This window comes from Bdellovibrio bacteriovorus (assembly GCF_001592745.1).
GTDB classification, from domain to species: domain Bacteria; phylum Bdellovibrionota; class Bdellovibrionia; order Bdellovibrionales; family Bdellovibrionaceae; genus Bdellovibrio; species Bdellovibrio bacteriovorus_B.
Map to the genome: position 1 here is coordinate 469,360 of NZ_LUKD01000005.1, position 24,175 is coordinate 493,534.

Here is a 24,175-nt window from a genome sequence, read left to right on the forward strand (position 1 = left end):
AAAGAGAAAGGAATGGTGCCTTGTTTTTAGTGGGCTTTTGGATTTGATTTTTTAGGGCTAGGGATTGGAAAAGGGTGCAGAGTTCTTCGCAGCCGTTGTTTTCCTTTGAGTGATTATTCAGTGCTTCTTCTAACCACGGAGTTCTATCGTTGAGTTTGTTAGCTAGCCAGGCTGTGGGTGTCCAATATTTCTTAAGAGCGTACTTAAGATCGGGAACATAGAGGCTGGCGCCGTCCCAGGGTTTTCTTAAAAATACCATCCCGATGTAGTTTAAATCTAAAATTAGCAGTGCGGGGTAAAGCCACCACCAGTTTAAGCCACGAATGATGTTTGCCCACTCACCTATTCCCATGATGTCAGGGAACTTCCATTTCATTGTTTCATCGTTGAGATTGTTTTGGTGAAAGAAACCTCTTTGGGCCATCGCTTTTAGCCACGCTTTCAACTCTTTTTTCCAACCCAATAAAGCGAAAGCTAAAATCACGCGGCTGGCTTGGTCGCGGCTGAAACATCTTGGGTTTGTATCGAAGGCATCTCCATAGGGAGATCGACGGAAGAGGCCGGGTGCTATTTCTAAGTGATCGATAATGGTCTTACCGACAGCTTCGGCCTCGGTCCGTCTTCCTAACAAGACGAAGAGCGCACAAACTAAGCCTGTGCGGTGAGCGGAGTCACCGTTGCTTCCGTTTGCTTGAACATAGAGCCCACAGGAATCGATCATGCTCGCAGTATAGCATGGAAATAAAAAAAGGCCGTCGGTTTTCACCAGACGGCCTTTTCGTTCAATCTAATTTGAACTTTCTTAGAATGTCACCGGAGTCATATGAGGCAATTTAGCCGCATCTGAGTTTCCGATAATCATACCGCGCACTCGTGAGTGACGGGACGCTGGACTGAATGGAAGTCCTTTGTATTTAGGAGAGCTCATAGCTGGAACCCAGCGACCAGAACCATCCACAACCCATTCACGGAAGTACATGTTCGTGTGCGTACCCTCAACTAGATAGTCGATTGTCGCGCCAGAGCCAGCAAGTTTCATCGCCGTTCTGAATGTGAACAAGTTTTCCGCCATACCTTCACCGAACTTACCGTAAGCTGCAGCGAAAGCTTTCGCATCTGAGTTCATGTATTTATACATAGACTTCAAAGCGAAATACATTTTGCTCGCTGCACCTGCCGTGCGCTTGCTTGTGCGAGTCACGCAAGTACCAGGACCACTTGCATCGATCATGCAGTAGTCATACGGATCGTTGTTCGTACGGAAGTAGTCATAGATTTGATCTGTCGACAAATCAATGAACTGATCTTGAGTCATTCGTTGAGCGGCATTCATCAATCTCATCGTGTTTTCTTCACTGAAGTTCACGTTGAATTCAACACCTGTGTAACCAAGGTCACGGTCAGGAACGCCCACCATCAAGATATTCAAGCCCGTTTTCTTAACAAGGTCGTAGATACCTTTACGCAATCTTGCACCATTCGATTTCTCGTGGCGGAAGGCGTATGAGTAAGTACCGAACATGCTTTCCATACGTTCTTTTGTATCCCAGTTTTCAACAGCGTATTTCGCGCCGTAGAACATGAAGTCCGTTTCTTTATGTTTGAACCAGAAACGAGAATCTTCAGAGTCTGAGTAGATACCGTAGTGAACTTGTGCCGTGTTGCGATCAATGTGCAAGTCAGATGTTGTGAATGAATTCACGCGACCTTCACTGTAAGTTTTATTCCAGATAATTGGAATAGACAGTGATTTGCTTGCTACGCGACCTGTAGACACCGTTCTGAAAGTTTCCACTTTAAGAACTGGAGCACGTTCAACTAAGTTCGCTGGACGATTCGTCGCAAACGTTTCAGACGCCAACACGTTACCGCGGATCACGTCTTCGTAAGCTTTACGTCCTGTTTCAGTCGTCATATCGAACAAGAATGAGAATCCATCATCCGAGTATTTGAAGTCATTCACACTCAAAGTCAGGATCGAAACATTCGTGAACATAGAGAAGCTGCTTAGTTTACCGCGAGTGATTTTCACGTAAACTTTTTCAGAATCTACTTTTTCAACATATGTTTCCCAAGAACCGTTAGCCAATTTAGCCACACCTACGCCCACAGGACCGAAACCAGCACCTGCAGAGAAGATGATGCCACCATGGCCAAGATAAGTGATGCTATCGCCAGTATCCCAAGCATCCAGATCCGAGGCCGATTCAGGAACCTGCCAACGGCCACCCATAGAGTGCGCGCGATCTAAAGTGCTGACATAGCGAACAGACTCTGTCTGTTTACCCATGATTGGCAATACGCCGACATAACCCCAGAAGTGCTGACGCAATCCTGTTGCATTGTCGAACCAGAATTGAACCTGAGCACCAATACCTACTTCGATAGAACCGTAGACTGTTTTTTGGAAACCGTCTCGATAGTCACCGTAGATCAAAGAATCAGAGCTTGGGCGGTAATCGTATTTCACAATTGATTTCGGCTGAACGTCTCTGAAGTGAGGCGTCAAGTTCACGATGTATGAACCATAGTCGAAGCTCAAGTGGAATAGGGGTTTCAACTTCGCTTTCAACTCGTTTTCTTCTTCTTCCTCAAAACCTGTTGTACCAGTAGTTGAAGATGTTGAAGTTGTCGAGGTAGTCGATGTTGTGTCATCCCCTGCAGTAGTTGTAACTGTAGTTGACGTATCGTCACCTGCAGTTGTCGTCACCGTCACAGTGTCATCACCTGCAGTTGTCGTAACTGTCGGTTCCCCTGCTGTTGTAGTCACTGTCGTGTCTGGGCCAGCAGTCGTTGTCACAGTCACATCAGGACCGTAAGTCGTTGTAACAGATGTATCCGGACCCGCCGTCGTCGTTACAGTTGGACCGTAAGTCGTCGTTCCGTGGTTCCCTTTATGGCCGTTATTGCCATTATTTCCATTATTTCCATTATTTCCGTTATTTCCGTTATTTCCGTTATTTCCGTTATTCCCGTTATTTCCGTTATTCCCGTTATTCCCGTTGTTACCATTGTTGCCGTTGTTGCCATTGTTTCCGTTGTTTCCGTTATTTCCGTTATTTCCGTTATTTCCGTTGTTTCCGTTATTTCCGTTATTTCCGTTATTTCCGTTGTTTCCGTTGTTCCCGTTATTTCCGTTATTTCCGTTATTACCGTTATTACCGTTATTACCGTTGTTACCGTTGTTACCGTATTGGCCCCGGCTTCCGTTATTACCGTTGTTGCCGTTGTTTACGTTATTTCCGTTGTTGCCATTATTTCCGTTATTAACGTTATTTCCGTTGTTGCCATTATTTCCGTTATTAACGTTATTGCCGTTATTGCCGTTATTTACATTATTACCATTGTTACCATTGTTACCATTGTTAACGTTATTCCCGTTATTCCCGTTGTTTCCATTATGTCCATTGGAACCAAGAATACCCAACGAACCAAAGGTACCGTTGTTACCGTTGTTGCCGTTATTTACATTATTACCGTTATTACCGTTATTACCGTTATTACCGTTGTTCCCATTGTTCCCATTATTTCCGTTGTTTCCGTTGTTGCCATTAGAACCAAGAGAGCCCAGAGAACCTAAAGAACCTAAAGAACCAAGCGAACCAAAATTTCCAGAGTTTCCGTTATTGCCGTTGTTACCGTTATTACCATTATTACCATTATTACCGTTATTGCCATTATTTCCGTTATTACCGAAAGAGGCAGAATTACCGTTGTTGCCATTGAAGTTGCCATTATTACCGTTATTGCCGTTATTACCTCTCGTAGAGACCGTCACCGCAATTTTAGCGTCATAACTGACAAATCCACCTTGCCCACCGATATATGCTGAAGCCGATGGCTTCTTAGAATTTGATTCCTTATTCACAGACGCATTCGTCGGCGTGTTCGCAACTGCGAGATTCGCCACTAACGTAAACCCTGCTAGAAGGAATGTAGTTTTCGAACTATGAATCATACATTCTCCTTTTTTTTGTTTTTGGTCGTTCCAAAAAAATTTTCAGGCAATTTCGCGCGCCTTAATATTTTTGACACCTTATTGTTTTTCAACCTTTGTAAACACTTTGGAGTTGTAGCTAAGTTGGTCAGAAAAAAAGTTTCCAACTAAACCACATCGTTGCGAACAGGATATTTTCCTCTCACTGTTTGTAACCAGACATTCTGACTTTCGGCATGATACACGGAGGACCATGAAACAATTTGAAATCAAAAAAATCAAAATCGTGTGGAATGTTTTTATTAAGGCCGTCGTCCTGACGTTCTTTTTTGTGAATGTCGGAATCATGGTCGCAGATGGTCTTCCAGATCGAAGCGCTCTAGGAACAAAGTTCATACAGACTGTCGAGAGATATCAAGCCTTTGGAATGCTTTATCAACCATGGAGCATGTTCGCTCCCAACCCGATGAACACGAATGCATATGTTGAAGCCGATATCAAATTCACTGATGGTACGACAACTGTTTGGAAGATGCCTCGCCCCTCAATTATAAGTGGTGCCAGAAAAGTTTTAACCGCTGACCGTTACAGAATCGTAGGCCAGGAAACTTTGCTTCCGAACGAAAACGAACTTGTGTGGTTCGACATTTCAAAATACGTTCTGCGTGAAATTGCTACAATCGAGTCCAAAGGACAAGGAAGAGTCGTTGCCGAAATCACCTTCAGCCGATTCTCTAACAAAGTACTTCTGCCTGATGAAGCACCCTTCATTCCTCACGGACAGATGTCCACAGAATTTTTAAAAGAGTCCGTATTCGTATATAAGCCAACAACTGAGAAGGTTCGTTATGAAGCTAAAAACGTTGTTCAATAATATTCATGATTTTATTTTTGCACCTCAACCCGTTTACACTGTGGCCCTGCTACGAATGGGTATGGGTCTGCTACTGCTATTTAACTGGTTGATGATCATCACAGACATTGACGTCCTTTACGGACCCAACGGAATTATTTCCCTCCAAACGGCGCAACAGTATGGGAATCCGTTTCGTTTTTCTCTTTTTGACTACATTCCTCACACAGAGAAGAACACTTTCACGCTGGCCATTATCAATCTTATTGCTTCAGTCGCAGTCCTGACCGGAACCTTTACTAGAACCGCGGTTGCGATAGCCTTTGTGACTTTGGTATCCTTCCATCATCGCAATGGTTTTATTTTAAACAGTGCGGACTCTGTGCTTAGAATTTTTCTTTTCTTTTTATTTTTCACTCCATCAGGAGATGTGTGGTCTTTTGATTGGCTTAGAAAAAAATGGAATGGAGAAGCTCCCCCAGTTCCCTTAGAGAAAAGCCCCTGGGCCCTACGTCTGATTCAAATCCAATTTTGCACGGTCTATATCGCCACTGTGTTATTTAAAATCAAAGGTGAAAAATGGATTGATGGTTCTGCCATCTACATCGCTACACGCATCGATGATTTCGTTCGTTTTCCATTACCCCTTTTGAATGACATGACCACAATCAAGCTTCTTACCTGGTCGACCCTCGTTGTGGAATTTGCTTTGGGAACTTTAGTTTGGTTCAAAGAGACGCGTTATTGGGTTTTGCTCGCCGGTGTCGGCCTGCACTTAGGCATCGAATACACGATGAGCATTCCCGTCTTTGAATGGGCTATGATCGTCATCATGGTCGCAATGTTGGATCCACGCGATGTCGCAAATTGGGTCCAGAATATTCGAGAAAGAAACTTTACAGCATTGCGACCTAAGTTTATACGATTTCGACAAAAGAGTGTTTAAAGGCCTGTTTCTCTTCAACCTCCGCTCTCTTTTTAATGCGTTTTTTTGCACGGGCTCCTAGTGTGAGTTATTCACTTATATAAAGAGGGCGCCCGTGATAAAGTTCATCATCTTATACTCCTCATTCTTCTTACTTCTGCTTAGCTCGACCGCGAAGGCGCAAAGTGATATTCACCTTTCCCCGGAAGTTATTACTGTATTTCCGACTTTCGTAGGCGCGGGTCTTAATCTCAAAGTTTATGAGTATCTCGAATTCAGTGTGGCTTATGGGAACGTTCCCGTTGCTTACTATAATACGATCGCTGACATCATCTCTGACGACGACACTCAACGACGGGTCATCAATGCCGCTTTCAAGAACAACCGCGTGCTTCGCGCGGCCCTTCAATACAACATCCAAGGCGATGTGGGTTGGCACATCGGGATGACAGCGGCACAGTTAAACGCCGAAGGGTCTGCCGATATTGATGAAGTTCTTTATGCGGCAACGGGCGACGACTACAGTCTGCTGAAAACTCTGTTGATTGCCTTAGGCCGTGATCCTTCAGTCAATATGGAGAGTGAACTGATGATCCTAGGACTTCACACCGGTTACACCTGGCTTTTAGGAGACCATCTTTACGTCAAAGCCAGCGTTGGTGCCGTTAAAGTCATGGGTTCTAAGATTTCAATCAGCACGGGTATTCCCGAGTTTGACTCTATCTACCCGGGCCACGCCGTCATCAGTGCGGCCGAGGGCGATCTTGAAGACAATGTGAACGAATCTGGGCTCTCCCCCACTATAGGTCTCACATTAACCTGGCAGTTCTAACTGGATATTTTGCCTATGACTCTCGAAAAAGTTGCGATTTCGTACGGAAAAACGTAAAAAAGAGTCCTCAAAGGACCCGCAAAATGATCAGTACCAGCAACGTCAGCCTCCGTTTTGGCGGCAAAAAACTTTTCGAAGATGTGAATGTGAAATTTACTCCCGGCAACTGTTACGGCCTTATCGGCGCAAACGGTGCAGGCAAGTCCACATTTTTGAAGGTTCTTTCAAAAGAGGTTGAACCTAACACCGGCGAAGTTCATATCGCTCCAGATTTGCGCCTTTCAATTTTAAAGCAAGATCATTACGCCTATGATGAATTCCCGGTTTTAAAAACGGTTCTCATGGGGAACGAACGCCTTTACAAAATCATGGAAGAAAAGGACGCTCTTTACGCCAATCCTGATTTTTCCGAAGCCGATGGAGTCAGAGCTTCTGAACTTGAAACTGAGTTTGCGGAACTGAATGGCTGGGAGGCCGAATCCGAAGCGGGAGTCATGCTGGCAGGCCTTGGTATTACAGATGAGTATCATGGCAAACTGATGAAGGAACTTAATGGCGGAGAAAAAGTGAAAGTGCTTTTAGCCCAGGCTCTTTTCGGCCAGCCCGACATTTTACTTCTGGATGAGCCCACGAATCACTTGGACATCTATGCAATTCAGTGGCTTGAGGAATTTCTTTTAAATTTTGAAAACACCGTCATCGTGATCTCACATGATCGTCACTTTTTAAATAAAGTCTGCACGCACATTGCGGATATCGATTTCGGTAAAGTCACTACCTATACAGGCAACTACGATTTCTGGCGTCAGGCGAGCGAACTCAGTCAAAAGCTCCTTGCTGATCAAAACAAGAAAAGTGCTGATAAAGCCGAAGAATTGAAAGCCTTTATCGCTCGCTTCAGCGCTAATGCTTCAAAGTCACGCCAGGCATCTTCCCGTCAGAAACAGTTAGAAAAGTTAGAATTCAATGAGTTGCCGGCTTCATCGCGCAAGCAGCCGTTCATTGGTTTTGATATCAAACGCGAATTGGGTAACGACGTATTGACCGTGGATCGCATCACGAAAACTTGGGAAGGAGAGACTCTTCTTAAGGATGTCAGCTTCACTCTGAAAAAAGGCGATAAGGTTGTTCTTTTAGGAAAAAATGATTTAGCAAAAACGCTTTTACTAGAAATCATCGCCGGAGAGTTGCAAGCCGACTCTGGAAACTTTTCTTGGGGTATCACAACAACTCGCAGCTACTTCCCAACTGACAATTCAAAATACTTTCAAGGATCTGAAGACTCTTTGGTAGACTGGCTTCGTCAATACTCTGAAGACAAAGACGAAACTTTCTTGCGCGGATTCTTAGGAAAGATGCTTTTCAGTGGAACAGATGCCTTAAAGAAACCTCAAGTTCTTTCGGGTGGAGAAAAAGTTCGCTGTATGTTTTCAAAGATGATGTTGTCCGGTTCGAATATCTTAATTTTAGACGGACCGACGAACCACTTGGATCTGGAAAGCATCACCGCCGTAAATGAAGGCCTTAAACGCTTTAAAGGCACCGTGATTTTCACGTCCCATGACCATGAGCTGATTCAGACGGTGGCGAACCGAGTGATCGAACTTGATGGGAAAGTCACTTATGATAACCACATTTCTTATGAAGAATATTTGGAAATAAAAAAAGCATCACTTACTTAAAAGCTTCTTAGCGAGTTTTAGATCACTGACAAGGTCTGCTCGCTTTGCCTCGGCGTCCTCGCGATCAATACTGCGCAAAATAGCTGAAGGATGCCAGGACAGAATGATGTAGTCTGCAAGCTCCACGTCTTTGATAGCCTTGCCTCGTTCACTGCCGATGCGTGGCACCCGTTGCAAAACACTGGTGGCCGCCGTAGCCCCTAAGGCCACAATCACTTTTGGCTTCACCGATTCAACTTCTTTTTCTAACCAGGGACGACAGGCTTTTATTTGTCCCATCGAAGGCTTTTGATGAAGACGCACTTTCCCTGCCGGGCGCCATTTAAAATGTTTCACAGCGTTCGTTAAATAAATATCCTCCATCGTGAGGCCGGCCTGCTCAATACAGTGTCGCAATAGTTCTCCGGCGGGTCCCACGAAGGGAAGTCCCGCCAGGTCCTCTTTGTCTCCGGGCTGTTCGCCGACTAAAAGAATACGGGCTTTCTTTTTTCCCTTTCCGAAAACTGTTTGCGTCGCGTTTTTATAGAGATCACACCCTGTACATCCCGCGGCGGCCGTCGCTAAGGTTTTTAAATTTGTGCTGTCAGGAGGCTGGGCCTGCTTGAATTTCTTTAGCGCCACAGCTCTGTGTCTTCACGACGGGGGAGCCAAAAGTCCTTCATCTCGTGGCAAAACTGTTCAAACGACACAGGCTCACGTCCCATTATGCTTTGATAAATGATGGAAACTTGATGCGTGCGGCCCTCTCGGACTGCCCGATGCAGACTCAACCGCACTTCCATTTGGAACTTATCCATGCCGGATCTCTGCCACGTTTTTAGGACCGCCTCTTCTGTTACGGGGACATAGGAAATACGACGACGAATTTGATTCGAAAGAAGTGCCATTGCTTCGGAATTGGAAAGAGCTCTGGCGCCAGTGACATCCAAACTTTTTTGCTCATAATCCCAAGGCTTTTTTAAAATCTCTAAAGCGACATCGGCGACATCTCGGGCATCCACATAGGCTGTCCGCCCCTCTCCTTCAGGCAAGAATAAAGTGCCCTGCAAAAGGGCCTCTCCATAACCATGAATAAAATTTTGCATATAAGAAGAGGGCTTTAAAAGAGCATAAGGAATCCCGCTATGCTTTAAAAGGTCATCAATTTCTCCGTGAAGACGTTGATAAAGATAAGGAGACTCTGCGCTCGCCCCTATTTCAGAAATTTTTAAAATATATTCCACACCGGATTTACGAGCTGCTTTAATGACCCGCAAGGCCTCTTCACGCATGCCTGAAGCCAAAGGTTGTAGAAAGAAGAGGACATCGACATCGCGAAAGGCCTGCTCTAAAATGAGGCTGTTTCCATAATCCAGCTGCAAACCCCGAACACCTTCAGGCAGGCGATCTAAAGAGCGCGACGCTGCCACAAAGGGAAGGCCCGCCCGTTTAAATTTGCGCACAAGTTCTTGGCCCAGAGTGCCAGTGGGACCCGTGATCATCACGCGAAGACCCATAAAAGCCTCCTTTTATAAATTATGCCTTATAAAACGACGCTTCTCCCCGGTGTTTCTTAGCAAGAGTCCGCTTGACTCCCCTTTTGAATCGCGATCTAAATACTTAAGTGAATTTTTTTGCCGAAAACCTTCAGGTTTTTAAAAAAGTCTGCTTGCCTATTTTCGCTCTGGTCGTTCTGTCGAGCAACATCGACCAGTACCTGAATCTTCATATCGAAAATGCCCTGAGAGACCCTCAGGGAGCCCAACAACAAGTGTATTGGCTTGGATTTTTGTCCATCATAAGTAGCGTGGTCTTTCCGGTTCTCCTTATTACCGTGGCGCTTTATGCCTTGAACACCCTCACGGGATGGACTCAGACTTTAAGTGAATTCATGGAAAAAAACCTCAATCAGGTTTTTATCGAAACACTGCGCTCGTGGGGGAAGACCCTCTTGTGGTCTTTGCTGCTGATTCTGCCAGGGATTTGGAAGTATATCGAATACAGCTTGGTTCCTTTGGTAGTCACTTCTTCAAAGGCCTATGACGAAGGCAAAGAAGACGCGCTTCAAAAATCTGCCCAAATTGTGCGCAAAAACTGGTTCAAGATTCTTGCTGTTTTTGTTTTCTTCCATCTCTTCGTACCTGTGACTTTGTCGGCGCTCTTTGATGCCTACCGCTTGATTTGGAAGACACCGATAGCAAGCCTGGCCCTTTCGGCTTTAGATACTTATTTGCTAATTTTATCAACTCAGATCCTTTTTAATATTTTTAGAAGTGAGGTAAGAAAACATGACGCTCATGTTTAACTGGAAAGACATTAAAAATCGCGGCAAAGGTTTAACTTTTGATGACGTGCTTATTATGCCAGCGCGCTCTGACATCCGTTCACGTCGCGATCCACACCTCACCACAAAACTCACGAAAAAAGTTTCTATCGAAATGCCGATCATCAGCGCCAATATGGATATGGTGACTGAATACGACATGGCTTTTGCAATGAACGAATTGGGTGGTTTGGGTATTCTTCACCGCTTTATCTCTACCGAAGAACAAGCTTCGCAAGCCCGTCGCTTAAAAGAAGCCGGTGTGAAAAACGTTTCTGCCAGCGTCGGCGTGGGTGAGGAATTTAAAACACGCGCGAAAGCTTTGATCGACGTCGGCGTAAATATCATCACGATCGACATTGCTCACGGTCACTCAGTGCAGATGATGGAAACGATGAAGTGGTTGAAAGATCATTATCCTCAAGTTGAAATCATCGCAGGAAATATGGCGACTCCAGATGCCGCCCGCGATCTGATCGAATCAGGTGCGGATGCTATCAAAGTAGGTATCGGTCCAGGCTCCATGTGTACGACTCGAATTATCACAGGTTGTGGTGTGCCTCAGTTAACAGCCATTGCTCTTTGTGCGGAAATCGCTGACAGCTACGGAGTTCCTGTGATCGCTGACGGCGGTATTCGTACATCAGGCGATATGGTCAAAGCCTTCGCAGCGGGCGCAAGCTCTGTGATGCTAGGAAGTATGCTTTCAGGAACAATCGAAACACCGGGAGAAATCAAAAACGGTAAGAAGCAATACCGTGGTATGGCTTCACGCGCAGCCCAGGACTCTTGGAGAGGTGGCGTTCCTACGGGTATGGCTCCTGAAGGCGAATCAACGCAAGTGAATGTCAAAGGACATGTTAAAGACGTTATCCTTGAAGTCGCGGGCGGAATTCGTTCGGGAATGAGCTATGTGAATGCGACTACTATTGCTGAATTACGTGAGAAAGCTCTCTTTATTGAAATGTCAGCAAATGGTATTGCGGAATCACGTGCTCACGGTGTAAAAAATTAAGGATGCTTTCTTCGGATACAAGACCCATAGGTGTGTTTGACTCTGGAATCGGTGGTCTCACCGTTTTAAGAGAACTCGCAGTAAGATTCCCTCAAGAAAACTTTCTTTACTTGGGGGATACTGCGCGACTTCCCTATGGCTCGAAGTCTCCATCGACGATTCGTAAATATTCTGAACAGAATATTCACTTTCTGGAAAAGCAACATGTGAAAGCCATCGTCATCGCCTGCAACACGGCCTCAAGCCAGTTGACGGAACGAGAGTTCGATGGCCTCCCCATCTACAATGTCATCGAACCAGGCTCACAGAGAGCTCTTGAAAAATCCTCTGCTAAAAAAATCGGTGTCTTAGGGACACGTGCAACCGTCAACAGCCAGGCTTATCGCAAGAAAATTTTGGAGCTGCACCCTCAGGCCGAAGTCTTTGATCAAGCTTGTCCGCTATTTGTTCCCTTAGCTGAAGAAGGTTGGGATTCAGATCCAGTGACGAATCTGATCGTCTTCCGTTACGTCAGTCCGTTGTTAGGTCATTCCATCGACACTTTGATCTTAGGCTGCACGCACTACCCGATATTAAAAAGTGCGATCAGTCGTGTGACCGGCTCTGCTGTCGAATTAGTTGATTCCGGCGAAGCCATCGCTCACTGGTTGGATCGTGATTTTACTGAGGGACGTTTAGGAAAAAATGCGTCTCAGGACGAGCGCACTATTGAAATCATGACTACAGACCACTCAGCGCATTTTACCGAAGTGGCCCATCGTATCTTGACACCGCTCACGCCGCACTCGTTTCGCGTCGTCGATCTTTAAATACAAATTTCTAAAGGAAGCTCCTGCATATTATATTGACTGGCCATGGAGTAACCGTAAGCACCGGAATCCATGATCGCCACAAAGTCACCCTCTTGTACTTTTCCAAGAGTGATATCTTTCGCAAAAAAGTCTGAAGATTCACAAATAGGACCGACAACATCCGCCTTCATTGCTTCCCCGGATTTTTTTAATGGAACGATCAGATGCTGAGCCTCATACAATGAAGGACGAATCAAATGATTCATTCCCGCATCCACGATTACAAAATCCTTTGACGACGTTTTTTTAATGTACTGCACTTCCGTGATCAAAACACCACAATGAGCCAGCAGCCACCTGCCGGGCTCGGCCTGCAACTCACAGTTCAAATCGCCCAAGATGTCTTTCGTGATTTTCGCGTAGTCACGTAAAAGACTTTCCTCCAGCTCTAAATCCAAGCGATCATAAAAAATCCCCAAGCCTCCGCCGAAATCAAAACGCTTGAGCGTCGGAAACTTCTTCTGCATTTCCACAAAGACAGGTTTTAGTTTTTTTAAAGCTTCTTCATAACCCGAAAATTCCATCATCATCGAGCCTAAGTGCAAACTAAACCCGACAAGTTCCAAAGAGTCTGAATACTTTGAAAGACAAGCCACAAGTTCGGGAATCAACGATAATTCCATCCCGAATTTATTATCCTTAAGACCCGTGGCGATATAGGGATGCGTTTTAATATCGATATCGGGATTCAAGCGCAAAGCGACCGCGGCCTTCTTACCCAAAGAGCGCGCAATGCCTCCGATTCGCTCAAGCTCAGGCAAGCTTTCTACGTTGATTTGCAAAATTCCTAACTTCAAAGCCTCCGTGATTTCGTGACGCGTTTTACCTACGCCGCTATACACGATGTCGTGAGCAGAAAAACCGCTTTCCATGGCTCTTTTAATTTCTCCTAATGAAACCACATCAGCACCCGAACCGATTTTCTTAAGATGTTGCAAAACTTGCTGATTGGGATTTGCCTTCACTGCGTAAAAAAGGCGCACGCCGGAAAGGGCCTTTGCCATAGCATTAAAACGTTGCGAGATGAAATCGAGGTCATAGACATAAATAGGCCGCATGTAATTCGCGCACAAGGGCAATAGACGCTTCTTTAACGGACCTAGGCATAATTCATTATTGATGTATTCCATGAAGACCTCGTGCTAGCATCATGCCCCAGGAAGGACGGTTTGTCATGAAAACTTCTATATTTACCTACACATCCAAAGGAATGCCGGTTCTATCTTACGAGTTCCATAACGGCGGTCCTGAAGTACTTATTCTTGGCGGTGTACACGGCGACGAGGTCGAAGGTGTGATCGCAGCTCAAGAGCTGATGAAACATTTTATGAAGTCCAATCCCTATAAGCTCAACATCACGCTAGTGCCGCAATTCAATCTAGAAGGAGTCATTTTCAAAACTCGCGGCAATGGCAACGGCGTGGATCTCAACAGAAATCTTCCAACGAAAGATTGGTCTCCTGAAGTAAAAACTCCACGTTATCATCCGGGACCTGCTGCCGGCAGTGAAAACGAAAACAAAGGTTTAATGGCTTACTGTGAAGCTAAAAAACCCGTCTTCATTCTTTCACTTCACTCGTGGCATCCGGTATTAAACGTCAATGGTGACTGCCGCAAAGTCGCTGAAGTCTTAGCTAAACACACAGGCTACAAAATCGACGATGACATCGGCTACCCAACGCCAGGATGCCTGGGAACTTACACGGGCCTTGAAAGAAACCTTCCTACACTGACCTATGAAATTGAACGTGGACTTTCCGCAGAAAAAATCATCGAGATTCACGTTCCCGCGATTTTAGAGTCATTGAAAGTTTTAGAACAGTAAGATTTTAGAGGAGATTGAAATGCAAAATGAAGTGACACAAATCTATGCCGATGTTCAAAACGGGAAAACCGTCGATTCGATGACCACAACAGAGTTAAAATCTGTTTTTGAAACTATTGAAGGCTTGGACTCGGGTCGCCTGCGTGTCTGTGAAAAAACCGGCAACGGCTGGATCACTCATGAATGGATTAAAAAAGCCATTTTGCTTTATTTCCGCATTCAAAAAATGGATGTGATGAAAGCGGGTGATTTTACTTATTTCGATAAAATCCCCGTGAAACAATGGAGTGAAGAAGAAGGTGTTCGTGTCGTTCCTCACGCCCTCGCCCGCAAAGGTTGCTTCATCGAAAAGGGTGCGATCTTGATGCCCTCTTACGTAAATATTGGAGCCTACGTCGGCTCGGGCACAATGGTTGACACTTGGGCAACGGTGGGCTCTTGCGCACAAATTGGTAAAAATGTGCATCTGTCTGGCGGCGTTGGTATCGGCGGAGTTCTTGAGCCTGTTCAAGCATCTCCGGTCATCGTTGAAGACAACGTCTTTATCGGCAGCCGCTGTATCGTCGTTGAAGGTGCTTTGATTGAAGAAGGAGCTGTTCTTGGAGCTGGCGTAACCATCACGGCTAGCACAAAAATCATCGACGTGACGGGCTCTTCTCCGGTTGAATACAAAGGTCGAGTGCCATCCAATTGTGTTGTTATTCCAGGAACCCAGATGAAAGATTTTGCGGCGGGAACATACGGTGTTCCTTGCGCACTTATCATTGGAAAAAGAAAACCAAGTACAGACTTAAAGACGTCGTTGACGGATGCTCTTCGCGACTATCAGGTTAGCGTCTAGTTATTTCATTCTTAAGGCGTCAGAGGGCTGAACCTCTGATGCCGTTCTTGCCGGGATATAGGATCCAAACCAGGCAATCAAACCACTGACAATCAGAACACCAAAGACCAATGTAAAATCCACCAATGCAGGAATACTCGGATCATAATAAATCTGCGAAGCGGCCAACTGAATCGGATTGGCTTCGATATAAAGACTGATACCAGTTCCTAAAATAACTCCCGTCAACACACCTACGGAAGCTAAAATAAATCCTAACTGCGTAAATGTGCGAACTGTTTGTTTCGCCGAAAAGCCAATCGTTCTTAAGATCGCGATGTCTCTTCTTTTCTGCGATAAAAGCAGAGCTAACACGGTCAAAATAGAACTCGCGGCAATCATACCCGCCAAGCCCAAAAAAGTCCCTATAGTGAGCTTTTCTAATTTCAAGGCATACAACAAAGCCGAATTGCGATCCATCCAAGTTTCAACACTGACATCTTCGAACTTCAAAAGATCATCTTTCACTGTGTCGACCGAAACTCCGGCAGGCAACCACACTTCAATACCAAGCTTGCGCATGCCTTCGTTTACCAACGAATTTAAAGCCTTACCTCTCTGATAGAAAATATACTGAGCATCGATATCTGCAAGACTCGTTGTCACGATGCGCTTCACGCGCAGGCGCTCAAACTTCGGAGTTTCTCCGGGCGGCAATAACAATCCCGAAGGAGAAACTAAAGTAACATAGTCCCCCTCAAAAACCCCCAAGGACTGCGCGAGATCCACACCCATGATGATTTCGCCTTCTTCGGGCACATCTTGAGGGTCCCAGAAGTACGCTGGCGAATCACTTTGACGTTGATTGCGCTCCATTTGTTGAAGCTGCTCAATGAAGTACCCTAAGCTTTCACGGGTCACTCCTCGAGCCACACCTCCACGAAACTGACCGTCTTGACTGCGGATGATCACATCTTGGGTTTCATAAACATAGGCTTTATTTTCAGGATGTTCTTTGAGACGTTGGAATACGGGATGCGCCTCTAAGCTAGCCGCAGAAGAAACGCCCGCTGCCTGGACATACAGATGCGGCTCTAAACCAAGAATGCGCTTTTTAATCGTCGCATTCATGCCATTCATAACAAAAAGGACTACTAAAAACGCCGTAACACTGATCGATATACCGATCATGGAAAGCCACGAAATTCTTTTAACTAAAGAACCTGCTCTTTTCGAGAAAATAAAATGGCGAAATAAGTGCCCTACTAACATGGCACTATGATAAATCGCCGCAATGCAGATTCAAGCCACGGAGCGCTATCTGTAACGAGTGACCTTCGGTTTGAAATAAGACGCAAGATTTCCACCGACGTAGCTTCTCACAACACGATCATATTCACCGCTGAGACGGAACTTTGCGAGTTCTTCGTCAAAACGATGAAGCAGTTTCTTATCCCGAAAAGCCACGTGAGAGGGGGACTCACCGTTAAACAAACGGAACACATCCACTTCCTGCTCGGTGTCCTCTTTTTCCGCCAAAGTCATACGGAGCCAAGCAAAAACATACTTGTCGATAACGATGGCATCGACCTTCTCTTTAAAAAGAGCCAGACATTGATCTTCTTGATTTAAGAACTCAAAATAGTTCGGTGCATAGCCCCCGCTTAACTGAGGACCAAACTGCGCTTTAAATGATTTGCCAAGGCCGTTCCAGGCATTCACCCACGTACCCACCTTCAGTGGGGCAAGCTCACGCACGGATTTTATTTTGTAGTTTTTCTTCTTTAAAGCCACCACATAATTTTCGAAATGCATATAAGGCTCAGAGTAAAAGATAGATCTTTCGTTTCCGCGAGCCACGCCCACCACGGCATCATAGGAATTTCCATGACGAGCCTCTGCATCTAAGCGCAGCGGTGAAAGAGTCTCGAAGGTCGCTTTATATCCTAAGCGACGAAAGACTTCTCCAATCACTTCAACTTCTATTCCTTTTAACTGACCTTGTTCCAAGTAGATGTATGGAGGACGCCCCATACCCAGTGCCACCTTGATATTTTTTGCTTCTGCATTTTGTACCGCAATGTTCAGGAGCATAACACAGAAACAGCGAACGATGGATCGCATGTTTCACCCCTGCTCAAGAGAGCAAGGGCTTTATCGTACGAATGTGGGGATTACTATAGTGCAATAAAGATAAATTATCCGAGAAACGAAAAACTTCTACTTTGTTTCTCGGATATTGGCTGGCACACGTTCCTGCGCTTCTTCATCGCGCACTTCACGCACGCTTCCACGCATAAAGAAAGACTTTTGCATGGCTTTAAGCACAACCACTGTCTCATTCAGAGCCTCGACCAAACGAACACTGGCTCCAGGAAGCTCAGGCTCCACGGCTTTCACTGCAGGCCCCAAGGCCCGAGTGACCGTGGCTAGATTCTGAGTCATGACGGCCAAGTCTTTGGCTAGCTGAGGATTTTCTTCATTCAACTCTGGCAAAATGCGATTGATCTCTTTGGTGGTTACCGCAAGATTTCCGACGAGTTTCTGAACACCGTCATCATGCGTAGCTTGACGAGAAAGCTTGATCACTTCCGTCGACATCGTATTTAAATTCTTCATTAAAGGATCTAATCTGTCGATCACGCGAACCATGCTTTCAGCCCGGCTCTTATCTGCAAATGCATCGACGATGACCTGCATGCTTTCAAGAATTCCTCCAAGCTTACTCAAATAGGAATTCATATTCTTACCGCTCATCAAGGTCATAAGATCCACTGTTTCTAAAGACTTCACCGCACTGTGAGCCGGTAAGACTTGAAACTGATCATGTCCTACAGATAAATCCAGAACGCGTTCACCAATGATAAAAGGACGAATCAATTGCACGGTGCTATTTTCGCGGACGCGATCTTGAAACTTACCTAAAATATAAAAGCTCACACGAATGCGATTGTCGCTTTCAAGTTCAACAGACTCAACTGCGCCTGCACGCAGACCAGACATTTGCACCAATGTTCCTTGGTGCAGGCCATCGGCATTTTCAAAGGTCGTCGTATAACGAACCTTCGGTTCGAACCAACCTTGTTTGACCGCAGCACTGATCGCTGTCAGAATAATTCCGAAGATAGCGACTACGATGAAAAGACCTGCTACCCTCTCAAACTTACTAAACTTGACCTTCATCATAGATGAACAACCCTTTTCTCTGGATCGACAGCTTGGAAATACAACTGCCCTTCATCTAAATGAATGATCTGGTACTCAAATAGATTCATAAACTTTTCGTCATAAGAACTGATAAATACATGTTTGCAATGACCTTCTTTACGAAGTCTGTGCACGTGGTCCACAAAGGCATAAATACTGTCTTGGCCCAAACCCACACTTGGATCATCCAAAAGAAGTATCTGCGGGCGCATTACTAAAGCACGTAAAAGACAGGTCAACTTACGAATACGACCGGGCACATGCGCTGGACGGTCATGCGCAAATTTTTCTGCACCAAATTCTTTTAAAAGACCTTCGACACGAGCCTTCGCTTCTTCTGGAGAAACCACTTTATGGTAAAGAAGCGGCAACATCAGATTATCAAATAAAGAACGGTTGTTGATAAGACCGCCATAATCAAAGGAATAACCAATCTGCAAGCGGTACGGTAAAAATTCTTCAAAAGACATATCACAAACGTTTTCACCGTTGATCAGATATTTTCCCGATTGCGGAATTTGTAAGCCAGCCAGGATTTGCAGTAAGGAACTTTTGCCAGCACCCTCTTCCGCCTTCACCCAAAGAATTTCATTCATGGGGAAGTCGAACTCGACATTTTGAACAATCGGATCTTGTCCTTCATGTGTGAATGTCACGCCTTCAAATTTAAGACTCTCGATTTTCATTAGACCACCCCTAGACTACGAAGTTGATTTAAATAAAACAAAGCTGAAACCATTAAGTTAAAAATCACGACGAAAATAATACTGTTCACCACGGCCTGAGTTGTGACTTGGGGAACTTCATGCGGAGACCGTTTCACCGACAATCCCTGATAGCAAGAAACAACAAAGATGATCATGCCGCTAAAGCCGTTTTTCAGAAAAAAAATCAGAACGTCTTCTTTAGCAAAAGCTTTCATCAAAGAATCTGTATAAAACGTCAATGACATGTCTTGAAAGAAGCGCGTAACCAGAAAACCGCCAATCAAGGCAATGGCATTAAAATAAAATGCTAATCCCAAGACACTCAGAACTCCGCCCACAACACGCGGAAACACAATAAAGCTTAAAGGGTTAATCCCCATGCTCTCTAACGCTTCGATCTCACGATTGGCGCGCATATTTCCGATTTCTGAAGCCACGGCGGTTCCAGAACGTGCAATCACGACAAGCGCCACGAGTAACGGCCCCGCTTCTCGCAGAATCATCACAATCAAAAAGCTTCCGATCATCTGCGTTCCGCCTAACAAGGTCAGATTAGAGAGCGATTGCAAAATCATCACCGAGCCCACACCCAACGCGAGAACAGAAATCAAAGGCAGAGCCTGCCATCCCGTGAAATAAATTTGTGAGGAAAGAACACCGACGATTTGTCTGAAGCCTTGCGCTTTATCCAGAATGGCAGCGCGAAGAGAAAGATAGACCATGAGGAACACACGCACTGTGTATTCCACGTTTTTAGTAACAAATCTTCCTAGCGAATCTATCTGCGCCAGTAAAGAAGTCATGGTTATCCCCTTAATTTCTCAAATACTTATCGGTATTTTGTTAAGAAAATGGGATTAGACCAGGGTCGAGTTTTAATAAGCCCAGAAAGAGTAAAATAAAGACTTTAAGGCTTCAAAGGTGGTTTCCCAGACTGAAGACTCGTAACGACCGCCGATAATGGCGTGTTTTTGGATATAAATGTTTTCAGGGAAAGTCGCACGGAAGGTGCGATAAGATCGATACATATGCAAACGTGAAGTCACCAAAAGAATGTCTCTGCATTTCAACGCCTCCACAATGGGAAGACTTTGTTGAGCGTTTCCATAAGTGGTTTCCGAACGACGATCTAAGACCACGTCATTTTCAGTGAGACTTCCGTAAAAAGGCCACACCGGCATAATTTCACGCAAGCGCGCATTGGAATACACTCCTGAGATCACCAGCTTTTTTACGTTTTGATTTGCCAGAAGATCGAATCCTTCACGGACGCGCCCCGCTCCCCCGGTTAACACCACGGCGCAGTCGGCCGTCGGTGTTTTTAACCAAGACTGTACGGTCTCGTGCTGAACGTTTTGATACTCATCGTAGAAACGGTACAAAACCGTTCCCACGAAAAACAAAAGCACCCAGAACGGCCGAGACCGTAATAGAACTTTAGCGATGCGCCAAAACTTCGATTTCAACGTTCACACCTTTAGGAAGACCCGCTACAGCCACTGTCGAGCGAGCTGGAGGAGCGTCTTTAAAATATTGAGCGTAAACTTCGTTCACCGTCGCAAAGTCATTCATATTTGTGATGAAGATTGTCGTCTTAACAATATTTGAAAAGTTCATACCGCCCGCTGTAAGAACGGCTTCGATATTTTTCATCACCATCTGTGTTTGGGTTTTGATGTCCCCTGTGAAAACTTCATTTGTTTTAGGATCAATTGAAATTTGGCCAGAGCAGAACAAAAAATCGCCCATTTGCACTGCTTGAGAATAAGGACCTACCGCTTTAGGAGCATTGTCCGTGTGAATTACTTTTTTCATTTAAATCTCCTGATTAGAAGTAAAAGATAATACCTGCGTTGAACGGACCATCTGCAATTGTTCTAAAACGAACATTATCGGCAGAGATCACACCGACGCCGCCTTCAAATGTGAAAGCCAAAGAATCAAGACCCGTAAAGAAGAACTCTCCACCAAAAAGAGCATTCAACTCGAAGCCAGATTCCTTTTCTCCCGCCGTTTCAAAGTTCACAAGCCCTAATGCGCCACCCATGTAGAAGTTCATGTTGTCTTCCTTAAAAACGGTGCGGCGTACGCCTGCATTGAACGAAAACTTAGAGTAATCTTTTTGCGTATCGATCCCCAACCCACCCGTGAAAGACAGATCAGACATCGGGTGATAAACAGCCGCAAGCTCTGGAAGATCCAAAGATGTGTTCTTCTTTACACCAACGCCCAAACGATTGGTCAGCTCTTTGGCTTCAACACTTCCTGCAAACGCCACTAAGCAAAACACCAATGCTAATTTTTTAAGCATTACTAACTCCTCTGTAAGTTTATGCCGTTTCATTAAATGCAAAAGCCTCCTCAGGGGCAAAAGGATTCTGCTTCTTACAAGAGGTGTCATTCACAGGTTTTAAATTAGTGATTCACTGATTTTATTTAAAAAATCGGGACTGAAACTGCCAGGAGTGGTGCTTTCGGCTTCCCACAACTTTTCTTTCGCAAAACGGAAACCCACGCCCGTTTTTCTAATCGTCGTCAAAGCGGTCTTGTCGATCTTTTCAGCAAACAGAAGAATCAAGGCCTCTTCGGGAAGTTTGTCCGAAGGCACCTGATTCGGAAACCCTTTCTCATCGACGCGTTCATGGGTACAGACAAGGACTGTTTTGACCGCTTCTTCGATCGGAAGTTTCTTAATCAAACAACGGTTTAAAGACAAGAGAGGGTGTTTTTCATAAGAACTCTGCTGCTCCGGAGTGACCTTCTTTTCTTCAGACAGATAGTAGTTTCGAGTCACGGCTTCTTCGAGATCATAGATCCCAATATCCGTAAGCAATCCCGCCAGAAGCACAACCATGGGATTTCCCACGCCGCTTCGAACCGAAATCAAAGAGGCATAAACAGAAATCCACGGAGATCGCCATAATTCCCAAAAATCTTCATCCAAAGCCTCGCGGAAAATATCCCACAGATTCTCATCCGTTTTCATAATCTCGAAAAGGTCAGAGGCCGTTTTCTTTATACCCTCATAGATGGACGCTAAATGACTTTCCGTTGGCATTTTAAAATCGAAGAGCAAGCTTTCATTTAAGTACACCGACTTATAACAAAGACTTAAGAAAAGAGCGCGCGCCCGCTTCCTTAAGGCCGCCCCCGAAGTGTCATAATAAGTGGCGATGTACTGCAGGTATCCTTCGATATCCTTGATTTGAATATACAGTCCTTCCGCGCGACTGAGCCTTTGACTTCGTTCATCCGACAAAACGGTGTTGCTATGGATGACTGGCAAATATCTTTGATTCAACGAAAGACGAATGAAGGCCGGAAATGACATCGTCGTCATAGGAAAAAGGTCACCGGCTTGTATAGAAAAATATTGAGAACGACAGCGGTACAGACAAACGTATTCAAACTTCAAAGTCGAATAAAACTCTGCCTGAGATAACGGCGTCACGCGAGGATTCTGTGTGCCTTCCAAATTTTCGCGGGAATACGAAGGTGCCATCACCGTCACAATACAAGAACGCGGAAATACACGTAGAACTTTATCCACCCGCTCGGAAAAATCTTTGAGAGCTTCTTCCTGTCGCTGTGCCAACAAAACAAGTTGAGCCTTCAATAGATCGCCCATTGACTCTGGAAGCTCGCCGAAATTCACTTGGCGAAAAGTCAGATAATGCGCAGACACCACTTGTTTAACGCGATTTAAAAGCGCCTCTGAATCATCAAGAATCAGAAGTTCTAGTTTTTGTCGAAAGAGAGAAGTGTTTCGGGCCTCGGTCATGCGTCTAACAAAAGCTTAATGTACGGACTTGGGGCTGCCAACAAAACTTTTCCTCGTTGACATTTTAAGCACCCGCCGAAATCCTAAAAGCCTACCGAGAAGAAAGGAATCCCCATGAAACTGCTTAGCGCTTGCCTATTCGCTATTCTTTTGTCTGTAAACGCTTCGGCCGCTCTTCTGACACCGGCTGGCGGAGGAGAAAAACTTGAAAATGTGACCCTGGCCCCTTCGGCAACAACTCAAGTAGAGGGTGAATCTGTCAGCCTGACATCCGTAGGAGCGGGTCTGCGTGCGAAGAAAGTAGTTTTCGTAAACGTGAAGGTCTACGTGGGTCAACTTTACGTAGCTTCTTTGGAAACTTTTAAAAAATCAGAGAACGAAGCACTTTCATCGTTGAAAAATCAAAAGGCCGTCGCCATTCAATTGCACTTCCTTCGTGACGTTGACGCCGAAAATGTTCAAAAGTCTTTTAAGGAAGCTTTGGCGGCAAATAAAATCAACACGCAAGAAGCTCCCGTTCAGCAGTTTTTAGACACTGTTGCTAAAGGCGGCGAAGCGAAAGAAGGCAAAGCTCTTAGCATTGTGGGTGCTCGCCTTAAAGACGGAAACGAAGCTATCACTTATGAAACTACCGGCGGTAATGTCACTGAGATCAAAGGACCCGCTGGATTTATCGAGAAAATCTTTTCGATCTGGCTTGGCAAATCATCGGATGATGGTGTGGCTCAGCTTAAAAAATCCATCTTGAAATAATTTAGATATCTAAAAGCCGATATCCAACGCCAGCTTCAGTAACAATGACGTCTGGCGTGTCTTCTGAGATCTTTAATTTCTTGCGTAAAGCTCCGACGTACACCCGCAAATAATGAGTGTGCTCGACGGAGTTGGGGCCCCAAACCTCATTTAGTAACATCCGGTGAGTCACCACTTTTCCCTTATAGCGCATCAAAACTTTTAAAATGTTGAACTCGGTGCTCGTAAGTTTTACATGTTCGCCGTACACAGTGACCACGTGTCCTGGCAAATCCATTTTTAATGGACCACTGGCGAACTCGGACTTCTCTAGTGCACTTGTGGAAGAGTGACGAAGAGCCACGCGCATGCGCACCAAAAGCTCGGGCAAACTAAAGGGCTTCGTAATATAATCGTCCGCGCCCCCATCCAAAGCGGCGACCTTATCGTTATCAGAATCCTGAACCGTTAAAACTATTACTGGCAACCGGGTCCAGCCACGAATCTCTTTTAAAACTTCAAGACCGGTAACATCAGGAAGGCCCAAATCCAAAAGTACAATATCAGGACGCAAGGAGGCGACTAAAGAAACACCTTCACGACCTAAAGAAGCTTCGTCGACATGATAACCATTTCCTTCCAAACTCACTCGCAGGAGCTTTCGGATCGAGGCCTCATCATCAATCACTAATACTTTTTTCATGCC

Annotated in this window: 25 protein-coding genes; 10 read left to right on the forward strand and 15 right to left on the reverse strand. The window is 45.2% G+C overall.

What is annotated here, in order from left to right:
• The coding region (locus tag AZI87_RS18205) for a hypothetical protein (RefSeq protein ID WP_172795525.1) at positions 1-721 on the reverse strand (721 nt) is incomplete at its 3' end.
• 81 nt (positions 722-802) lie between these two features.
• Positions 803-3,958, reverse strand: a complete 3,156-nt coding sequence (locus AZI87_RS12910) for a hypothetical protein (RefSeq protein WP_063207760.1) — start codon at positions 3,956-3,958, stop codon at positions 803-805.
• A gap of 232 nt (positions 3,959-4,190) precedes the next feature.
• Here AZI87_RS12910 and AZI87_RS12915 point away from each other — a divergent pair, with 232 nt between their 5' ends.
• The 4 genes from AZI87_RS12915 (at position 4,191) to AZI87_RS12930 (ending at position 8,229) form a co-directional block, all read left to right on the forward strand.
• Entirely contained in the window at positions 4,191-4,811 is a 621-nt protein-coding gene (locus tag AZI87_RS12915; protein ID WP_063207763.1) for a hypothetical protein, read from the forward strand.
• Entirely contained in the window at positions 4,786-5,736 is a 951-nt protein-coding gene (locus AZI87_RS12920; RefSeq protein ID WP_063207768.1) for an HTTM domain-containing protein, read from the forward strand. Before AZI87_RS12915 ends, AZI87_RS12920 begins: the two co-directional genes overlap by 26 nt.
• Positions 5,737-5,830: 94 nt before the next feature.
• Complete coding sequence (locus tag AZI87_RS12925; RefSeq protein WP_063207771.1) at positions 5,831-6,547, forward strand: hypothetical protein; 717 nt, start codon at positions 5,831-5,833, stop codon at positions 6,545-6,547.
• An 83-nt stretch (positions 6,548-6,630) separates the two neighbouring features.
• Positions 6,631-8,229, forward strand: coding sequence for an ABC-F family ATP-binding cassette domain-containing protein (locus AZI87_RS12930; RefSeq protein ID WP_063207773.1), 1,599 nt, complete (start codon positions 6,631-6,633; stop codon positions 8,227-8,229).
• Here AZI87_RS12930 and AZI87_RS12935 read toward each other — a convergent pair.
• Positions 8,218-8,850, reverse strand: coding sequence for a UdgX family uracil-DNA binding protein (locus AZI87_RS12935; protein WP_063207775.1), 633 nt, complete (start codon positions 8,848-8,850; stop codon positions 8,218-8,220). The genes AZI87_RS12930 and AZI87_RS12935 overlap by 12 nt on opposite strands.
• Positions 8,841-9,725, reverse strand: a complete 885-nt coding sequence (locus AZI87_RS12940) for an SDR family oxidoreductase (protein WP_063207777.1) — start codon at positions 9,723-9,725, stop codon at positions 8,841-8,843. The genes AZI87_RS12935 and AZI87_RS12940 overlap by 10 nt, the downstream gene beginning before the upstream one ends.
• Positions 9,726-9,832: 107 nt before the next feature.
• Between AZI87_RS12940 and AZI87_RS12945 the strand changes: the two genes are divergently transcribed.
• From AZI87_RS12945 to murI, 3 genes are read left to right on the forward strand one after another with little or no spacing between them, the layout of a single operon-like run.
• Positions 9,833-10,513 (forward strand): hypothetical protein, encoded by a 681-nt coding sequence (locus AZI87_RS12945; RefSeq protein WP_063207780.1) that lies wholly within the window; start codon positions 9,833-9,835, stop codon positions 10,511-10,513.
• Positions 10,506-11,546 carry a guanosine monophosphate reductase gene (locus AZI87_RS12950; RefSeq protein WP_063207782.1) on the forward strand — a complete coding sequence of 347 codons (1,041 nt, stop codon included), beginning with the start codon at positions 10,506-10,508 and terminating at the stop codon, positions 11,544-11,546. Before AZI87_RS12945 ends, AZI87_RS12950 begins: the two co-directional genes overlap by 8 nt.
• A gap of 2 nt (positions 11,547-11,548) precedes the next feature.
• Positions 11,549-12,355 (forward strand): glutamate racemase, encoded by an 807-nt coding sequence (gene murI, locus AZI87_RS12955; protein WP_063207784.1) that lies wholly within the window; start codon positions 11,549-11,551, stop codon positions 12,353-12,355.
• Here the strand turns inward: murI and lysA are convergent.
• Complete coding sequence (lysA, locus tag AZI87_RS12960; RefSeq protein ID WP_063207786.1) at positions 12,352-13,527, reverse strand: diaminopimelate decarboxylase; 1,176 nt, start codon at positions 13,525-13,527, stop codon at positions 12,352-12,354. The two genes, murI and lysA, sit on opposite strands and share 4 nt — an antisense overlap.
• Positions 13,528-13,571: 44 nt before the next feature.
• On the opposite strand from lysA, the gene AZI87_RS12965 reads away from it, so the two are divergent.
• Positions 13,572-14,222 (forward strand): M14 family zinc carboxypeptidase, encoded by a 651-nt coding sequence (locus AZI87_RS12965; RefSeq protein ID WP_063207789.1) that lies wholly within the window; start codon positions 13,572-13,574, stop codon positions 14,220-14,222.
• 13 nt (positions 14,223-14,235) lie between these two features.
• Complete coding sequence (locus AZI87_RS12970; RefSeq protein WP_437435070.1) at positions 14,236-15,063, forward strand: 2,3,4,5-tetrahydropyridine-2,6-dicarboxylate N-succinyltransferase; 828 nt, start codon at positions 14,236-14,238, stop codon at positions 15,061-15,063.
• Here AZI87_RS12970 and AZI87_RS12975 read toward each other — a convergent pair whose 3' ends face one another.
• The 9 genes from AZI87_RS12975 to AZI87_RS13015 form a co-directional block, all read right to left on the reverse strand.
• Complete coding sequence (locus AZI87_RS12975; protein WP_063207795.1) at positions 15,064-16,314, reverse strand: FtsX-like permease family protein; 1,251 nt, start codon at positions 16,312-16,314, stop codon at positions 15,064-15,066.
• A gap of 45 nt (positions 16,315-16,359) precedes the next feature.
• Positions 16,360-17,166, reverse strand: a complete 807-nt coding sequence (locus AZI87_RS12980) for a substrate-binding periplasmic protein (RefSeq protein WP_063207797.1) — start codon at positions 17,164-17,166, stop codon at positions 16,360-16,362.
• A gap of 96 nt (positions 17,167-17,262) precedes the next feature.
• A complete protein-coding gene (locus AZI87_RS12985) occupies positions 17,263-18,228 on the reverse strand; it encodes an MlaD family protein (RefSeq protein ID WP_063207800.1) in 966 nt (321 codons plus the stop codon).
• Positions 18,225-18,935: a cell division ATP-binding protein FtsE gene (locus AZI87_RS12990; RefSeq protein WP_063207804.1), complete on the reverse strand. Its 711-nt coding sequence runs from the start codon at positions 18,933-18,935 to the stop codon at positions 18,225-18,227. Before AZI87_RS12990 ends, AZI87_RS12985 begins: the two co-directional genes overlap by 4 nt.
• The gene (locus tag AZI87_RS12995) at positions 18,935-19,759 is read right to left on the reverse strand and encodes an MlaE family ABC transporter permease (protein ID WP_063207807.1); all 825 of its coding nucleotides are present in this window, start codon (positions 19,757-19,759) and stop codon (positions 18,935-18,937) included. Before AZI87_RS12995 ends, AZI87_RS12990 begins: the two co-directional genes overlap by 1 nt.
• A gap of 72 nt (positions 19,760-19,831) precedes the next feature.
• Complete coding sequence (locus tag AZI87_RS13000) at positions 19,832-20,422, reverse strand: YdcF family protein (protein WP_063207811.1); 591 nt, start codon at positions 20,420-20,422, stop codon at positions 19,832-19,834.
• Positions 20,394-20,771 (reverse strand): RidA family protein, encoded by a 378-nt coding sequence (locus AZI87_RS13005; RefSeq protein ID WP_063207814.1) that lies wholly within the window; start codon positions 20,769-20,771, stop codon positions 20,394-20,396. Before AZI87_RS13005 ends, AZI87_RS13000 begins: the two co-directional genes overlap by 29 nt.
• A gap of 13 nt (positions 20,772-20,784) precedes the next feature.
• Positions 20,785-21,267, reverse strand: a complete 483-nt coding sequence (locus AZI87_RS13010) for a hypothetical protein (protein WP_063207817.1) — start codon at positions 21,265-21,267, stop codon at positions 20,785-20,787.
• Between the two features lie 99 nt (positions 21,268-21,366).
• Positions 21,367-22,737: an HD domain-containing phosphohydrolase gene (locus AZI87_RS13015; protein ID WP_063207820.1), complete on the reverse strand. Its 1,371-nt coding sequence runs from the start codon at positions 22,735-22,737 to the stop codon at positions 21,367-21,369.
• Positions 22,738-22,851: 114 nt separating this feature from the next.
• Between AZI87_RS13015 and AZI87_RS13020 the strand changes: the two genes are divergently transcribed.
• On the forward strand, positions 22,852-23,490 hold the full coding sequence (locus AZI87_RS13020) for a chalcone isomerase family protein (protein WP_063207827.1): 639 nt from the start codon (positions 22,852-22,854) through the stop codon (positions 23,488-23,490).
• A 1-nt stretch (position 23,491) separates the two neighbouring features.
• Here the strand turns inward: AZI87_RS13020 and AZI87_RS13025 are convergent, their stop codons facing one another.
• A complete protein-coding gene (locus tag AZI87_RS13025) occupies positions 23,492-24,172 on the reverse strand; it encodes a response regulator (protein WP_253696797.1) in 681 nt (226 codons plus the stop codon).
• Positions 24,173-24,175 lie beyond the last annotated feature (3 nt).

Excerpts from the sequence above, each read along its gene's own strand:
- lysA (WP_063207786.1), bottom strand. The coding sequence starts at position 13,527 with ATGGAATACATCAATAATGAATTATGCCTAGGTCCGTTAAAGAAGCGT.
- AZI87_RS12920 (WP_063207768.1), top strand. The coding sequence starts at position 4,786 with ATGAAGCTAAAAACGTTGTTCAATAATATTCATGATTTTATTTTTGCA.
- AZI87_RS13025 (WP_253696797.1), bottom strand. The coding sequence starts at position 24,172 with ATGAAAAAAGTATTAGTGATTGATGATGAGGCCTCGATCCGAAAGCTC.
- AZI87_RS12910 (WP_063207760.1), bottom strand. The coding sequence starts at position 3,958 with ATGATTCATAGTTCGAAAACTACATTCCTTCTAGCAGGGTTTACGTTA.
- AZI87_RS12930 (WP_063207773.1), top strand. The coding sequence starts at position 6,631 with ATGATCAGTACCAGCAACGTCAGCCTCCGTTTTGGCGGCAAAAAACTT.
- AZI87_RS13005 (WP_063207814.1), bottom strand. The coding sequence starts at position 20,771 with ATGAAAAAAGTAATTCACACGGACAATGCTCCTAAAGCGGTAGGTCCT.
- AZI87_RS13020 (WP_063207827.1), top strand. The coding sequence starts at position 22,852 with ATGAAACTGCTTAGCGCTTGCCTATTCGCTATTCTTTTGTCTGTAAAC.
- AZI87_RS12915 (WP_063207763.1), top strand. The coding sequence starts at position 4,191 with ATGAAACAATTTGAAATCAAAAAAATCAAAATCGTGTGGAATGTTTTT.
- AZI87_RS12985 (WP_063207800.1), bottom strand. The coding sequence starts at position 18,228 with ATGATGAAGGTCAAGTTTAGTAAGTTTGAGAGGGTAGCAGGTCTTTTC.
- AZI87_RS12965 (WP_063207789.1), top strand. The coding sequence starts at position 13,572 with ATGAAAACTTCTATATTTACCTACACATCCAAAGGAATGCCGGTTCTA.
- AZI87_RS12980 (WP_063207797.1), bottom strand. The coding sequence starts at position 17,166 with ATGCGATCCATCGTTCGCTGTTTCTGTGTTATGCTCCTGAACATTGCG.
- AZI87_RS12995 (WP_063207807.1), bottom strand. The coding sequence starts at position 19,759 with ATGACTTCTTTACTGGCGCAGATAGATTCGCTAGGAAGATTTGTTACT.
- AZI87_RS13015 (WP_063207820.1), bottom strand. The coding sequence starts at position 22,737 with ATGACCGAGGCCCGAAACACTTCTCTCTTTCGACAAAAACTAGAACTT.
- AZI87_RS12990 (WP_063207804.1), bottom strand. The coding sequence starts at position 18,935 with ATGAAAATCGAGAGTCTTAAATTTGAAGGCGTGACATTCACACATGAA.
- AZI87_RS12940 (WP_063207777.1), bottom strand. The coding sequence starts at position 9,725 with ATGGGTCTTCGCGTGATGATCACGGGTCCCACTGGCACTCTGGGCCAA.
- AZI87_RS12975 (WP_063207795.1), bottom strand. The coding sequence starts at position 16,314 with ATGTTAGTAGGGCACTTATTTCGCCATTTTATTTTCTCGAAAAGAGCA.
- AZI87_RS13010 (WP_063207817.1), bottom strand. The coding sequence starts at position 21,267 with ATGCTTAAAAAATTAGCATTGGTGTTTTGCTTAGTGGCGTTTGCAGGA.
- AZI87_RS12950 (WP_063207782.1), top strand. The coding sequence starts at position 10,506 with ATGTTTAACTGGAAAGACATTAAAAATCGCGGCAAAGGTTTAACTTTT.
- murI (WP_063207784.1), top strand. The coding sequence starts at position 11,549 with ATGCTTTCTTCGGATACAAGACCCATAGGTGTGTTTGACTCTGGAATC.